Source organism: Hymenobacter ginkgonis, from assembly GCF_009755225.1.
In the GTDB taxonomy this organism is placed as follows: domain Bacteria; phylum Bacteroidota; class Bacteroidia; order Cytophagales; family Hymenobacteraceae; genus Hymenobacter; species Hymenobacter ginkgonis.
Genome location: NZ_WQKZ01000018.1, coordinates 1 through 3,309, shown reverse-complemented (window position 1 = coordinate 3,309; position 3,309 = coordinate 1). Strand labels below are relative to the sequence as shown.

Annotated in this window: 7 protein-coding genes; all 7 read right to left on the bottom strand. The window is 60.0% G+C overall.

Features of this window, described 5'->3' with window-relative positions; genetic code table 11:
• Positions 1–633, bottom strand: a 633-nt coding sequence (locus GO988_RS23605) for a terminase large subunit domain-containing protein (protein ID WP_232341686.1), incomplete at its 3' end; no start/stop codon positions are given.
• Complete coding sequence (locus tag GO988_RS23600; protein WP_157570105.1) at positions 623–1,150, bottom strand: hypothetical protein; 528 nt, start codon at positions 1,148–1,150, stop codon at positions 623–625. The genes GO988_RS23600 and GO988_RS23605, both read right to left, overlap by 11 nt.
• Before the next feature lie 161 nt (positions 1,151–1,311).
• Entirely contained in the window at positions 1,312–1,491 is a 180-nt protein-coding gene (locus GO988_RS23595) for a hypothetical protein (protein ID WP_157570104.1), read from the bottom strand.
• A 3-nt stretch (positions 1,492–1,494) separates the two neighbouring features.
• Positions 1,495–2,262: a hypothetical protein gene (locus tag GO988_RS23590; protein WP_157570103.1), complete on the bottom strand. Its 768-nt coding sequence runs from the start codon at positions 2,260–2,262 to the stop codon at positions 1,495–1,497.
• A gap of 73 nt (positions 2,263–2,335) precedes the next feature.
• Entirely contained in the window at positions 2,336–2,620 is a 285-nt protein-coding gene (locus GO988_RS23585) for a hypothetical protein (protein WP_157570102.1), read from the bottom strand.
• Positions 2,621–2,701: 81 nt separating this feature from the next.
• Positions 2,702–2,941 (bottom strand): hypothetical protein, encoded by a 240-nt coding sequence (locus GO988_RS23580; protein WP_157570101.1) that lies wholly within the window; start codon positions 2,939–2,941, stop codon positions 2,702–2,704.
• Between the two features lie 43 nt (positions 2,942–2,984).
• On the bottom strand, positions 2,985–3,309 hold a 325-nt coding region (locus tag GO988_RS23935), incomplete at its 5' end, for a hypothetical protein (RefSeq protein ID WP_198173034.1).

The following is a 3,309-nucleotide window of genomic DNA, read 5'->3' as shown; positions in this document are numbered from 1 at the left end:
TTCCGGTTTTTCCTTGGCCAAGTCTTCGGTCTTAAACACCCACTGGCCCGAGGGCAGCCAGGGCACGGAGGTGTAATCGCAAAACGTTTGGTGGTGGGGGTTAGCAGGGAAACGGTAGATGTTGCCCCGAATCATGGGCCGCAGAATCTTGTTGACGTGCTCCTCCTTGATAAGGGCCGACTCGTCAATGTGGCCGAAGTCGTAATTACCGCCCCGGGCCAGCTCCGCCCGGTCCATGCTCAGCATTTGGATGGTAAAGCCATTGAGGAAGCTGATCACGTTCTCGTAGTTGCTGGGCGGCTGGTAGGGCTTAATCCAATCGGCTGGGGGGCGCTTGCCCTTCACGTAGTGCCCAAAGCCGGATTTCTGATCGTATTCGCGCAGGCCGTGAGCCTGCCAGGCATCTTCCGCGGAAGGAATTGTATTGCTCAGCAACTGGGTGTAGGTCAGACCCGCCAGAAAGCCTTTGCCCCGGGGCAGGTAGTTCATCTGCACCCGCGTTTGGTGACCCAGTACGGTCGTCTTACCCGAGCCCCGGCCCCCGACGAACGTGCGCCGTTTTTGCTTGGCACTCAAGAATTGGCGCTGCTTCTCGTTGACGTAGACGCGCCGCCGGGCTTCTTTAGACTGCATCGTCGTCTCCTTCCCCCGTCAGGTCTTCAAAATCAATGTCCTGCGTTTGCTGCTGCTCGCGTAGCACGTCGGGGTCGGTGCTGAAGTCCATCGGCACGGGAATCAGGAAGGCTTTGGGGTCGAGTAGCGTCTTTTCGGGCTCAAAGAGGCCCTGGAGCTTGTCGGCTTTCTCCTGCGCGCGAATGGCAGCTCCGATGTCGCCGCGTTGGCGCGCCAGGTTAGCTAGCAGCTTGTAATTCTCGATCGAAATGGCGCGCTGGCCCTTTTTATCGACTTCCTCAATCGAGCCGTAAAGCGTAATGCAGTCGCGCACGATGTTGTAGAGCTGCGGCTGGCCCAGGTCGAATTCCTGCTCTAGCGTCGCCAAGACCTGGTTGCGACTAAAGCCCAAGCAGAGCAAACCATGCGCTTTGCGGTAGCGAGCGAGCATCTCCAGTTCGTCGGGCTTAAGCTCGGCATCCTCCATCAGGTGCAGCCGGTATTTGTCCAGTTTATCGGGTTTACCGAGTTGTTTCATAAAAAAGCGGGGTTACACCCCTTAAGATGTACCTCCGCTTGAGCCAGCAGTAGGACGTTAGTACGTAGCTTTGTTGTTCATCCGGGTGTGAGAAGCCGTGAGATGTAATTGAGAGAGGCCCGGTGGCAATTGCCACTGGGCCTCGTCGTTTTTAGCTTCGTCTATAGGCTGCTCCAGGTGACGTTGGTTTTGAGCGTACGGCGGCGCTCCCGCTCGTGCTGGCGCTGCTCGCGGTGGTAGTAGCGCCGCCAAGGCCGCGGGGCCGCCTGGCGGTGCAGGCTGGGCGCGCAACTGCTGAGCCCCAGGCCCAGCAGCAGTAACAAGAGTAGGCACTGGCGCATAGCTTACTGGGGCAGCGCTAGCTGCATTTCCACGGTGCTCAGTTCCACTTCCAGCATGCCGGCTTTCTGGGCGTGCTCACTGCGCTTCGCCTCCGTCTTGGCCTCGGTAGCCCCCTTTCGGGCTTTGCTTAAGCGCGAGCGCAGGGTGTTGCGCTGCTGCACCAGGGCGGCCCGGTCGAGCGGGGCAGCGGGCTGCTCGGCTGCCGGCGCGGGGGTAGGCTGCTCGGTTACTGGCTCACCAGCTGCCAGGCGCCGGCGCTGCTCGGCCAGGGCATTGTACTGGTTTTGCAGGTCGAGAATTTCCGCTACTACCCGGGGGCCCTCCTCGTCCGACAAATCGGCTAGGGTGTTGCTGAGCTGGCAGCGCTGGTTGTGCAGCTTGCTCATGCGCTGCGTTAGCTCATCCAGCTGCGAGCGCTCCGGCATGGGCATGGGCATGGGCGCGGGCTGGGTAGCAAACCCCTCCGTGAGCAGCGGCTGGTGGGCTTCCACCAACACATCCGCAATTTGCTGCACCGGGGCAACCGCCCCCTCCACGGCCTGGGCAAAGTGATTAATAACTTCGGCTACCTCCTCCAGCCGACCCCCACAGAGCACCTTGACCAACTCGTAGCGCAGCTTCTCGCGGTTGTTGTCCGACTCTTTCTTGAGCAGGTTGTTGACCAAGCCCCGGTTGCCGCTGTGGTCCTGCAGCAGCAGTACCCCCTGGCGGTAGTCAGCCACGTCGCTGGCAGCTAGCCAATTAATAATTCCATCTAATTCGTGGGCCATCGTCGGAAAGCTTTGATTGCAGGTTGATTGAAATCAAAGCTATCGGAAGGGGTAAGCCAGCAATAGGACGGAATTAGAGCAGGTCGCGGAAGGCCTGCACGGCCTCGATATGGGCACTTCCCGCCAGAAAGACGTAGGGTTGCGTGAACTGATTGGTCAGCCTGAGCAGGCTGCTGCTGTGCGAAAGCCACTCGTCCAGGCCATCGCGCAGGGCCATCATGATGACTTCGCCACCTTCCGTATAATCTTCTAAGCCATCGTCCAGGGCGTCCTGCAGGGCTTGGTTATGCGGGGCATTTTCCAGCAGAAAGTCGGCTACTGGGGGCAGCGGCGAAAGCCGCAAGTGAAGCGTACTCATGAAAAAGGCAGGTTAGGAAGAAAAGAAAAAGCCCCGCCTCGACTGGCGAGACGGGGCTTTTTGGTAGCCTACAGCAGGCGATTACTGCGCGCTGCGCGCCCGGCGGGGCGTGGTGGGCTCCGCCTCCGCAGCCGGCTCGGCCAGGGCCAGCACGACCGGCGCCGTGGCAGGCTCGCCGGCTACGCGCTCCAGCACGTGGGTTTTGCTGATGAGCTTCTCGGCCAGTTCATCGTCAATTTTATCCAAGGGAATCTTCTTACCCTTGTACTGGAGGCCGGTTAGGCCTTCGGTGTTTACCAGCTTGAATTTAGTCAGTGCCATTGCGGGGGGCTATAAAACGTGAAAGAATACGACCTGGGACCACTTATACCGGCAGGGCCGCCGTGTAGTAGAAGGGCACGTGGGTGAAGCCTTCGCCGCTGAATTTGAAGTCGGTGCCGTTTTTGTCGGTACCCTTCTTGCCCGACTTGTAGTCGTGCTCGAACTTCACGCCGCGGAACTCGTCGCCCACTAGGCGCATGTTGCCGTTGCTGTCGCGGCCGGCCACGACGAAGTCGCCGTTGAGGGCCGACTGAATCACGGCGTCAATCTTGGCATCGCCCCGGGGCACGTACACGTTCAGCTCGTGCTTGATGCTCTGGTTGCCGGCATCGCCCGAGCTGCCGTGGTTGATTTCGCCGGTGTCTTGA

Coding starts and splice junctions, on each gene's coding strand:
- GO988_RS23600 (WP_157570105.1), bottom strand. CDS start 1,150: ATGAAACAACTCGGTAAACCCGATAAACTGGACAAATACCGGCTGCAC.
- GO988_RS23595 (WP_157570104.1), bottom strand. CDS start 1,491: ATGCGCCAGTGCCTACTCTTGTTACTGCTGCTGGGCCTGGGGCTCAGC.
- GO988_RS23590 (WP_157570103.1), bottom strand. CDS start 2,262: ATGGCCCACGAATTAGATGGAATTATTAATTGGCTAGCTGCCAGCGAC.
- GO988_RS23585 (WP_157570102.1), bottom strand. CDS start 2,620: ATGAGTACGCTTCACTTGCGGCTTTCGCCGCTGCCCCCAGTAGCCGAC.
- GO988_RS23580 (WP_157570101.1), bottom strand. CDS start 2,941: ATGGCACTGACTAAATTCAAGCTGGTAAACACCGAAGGCCTAACCGGC.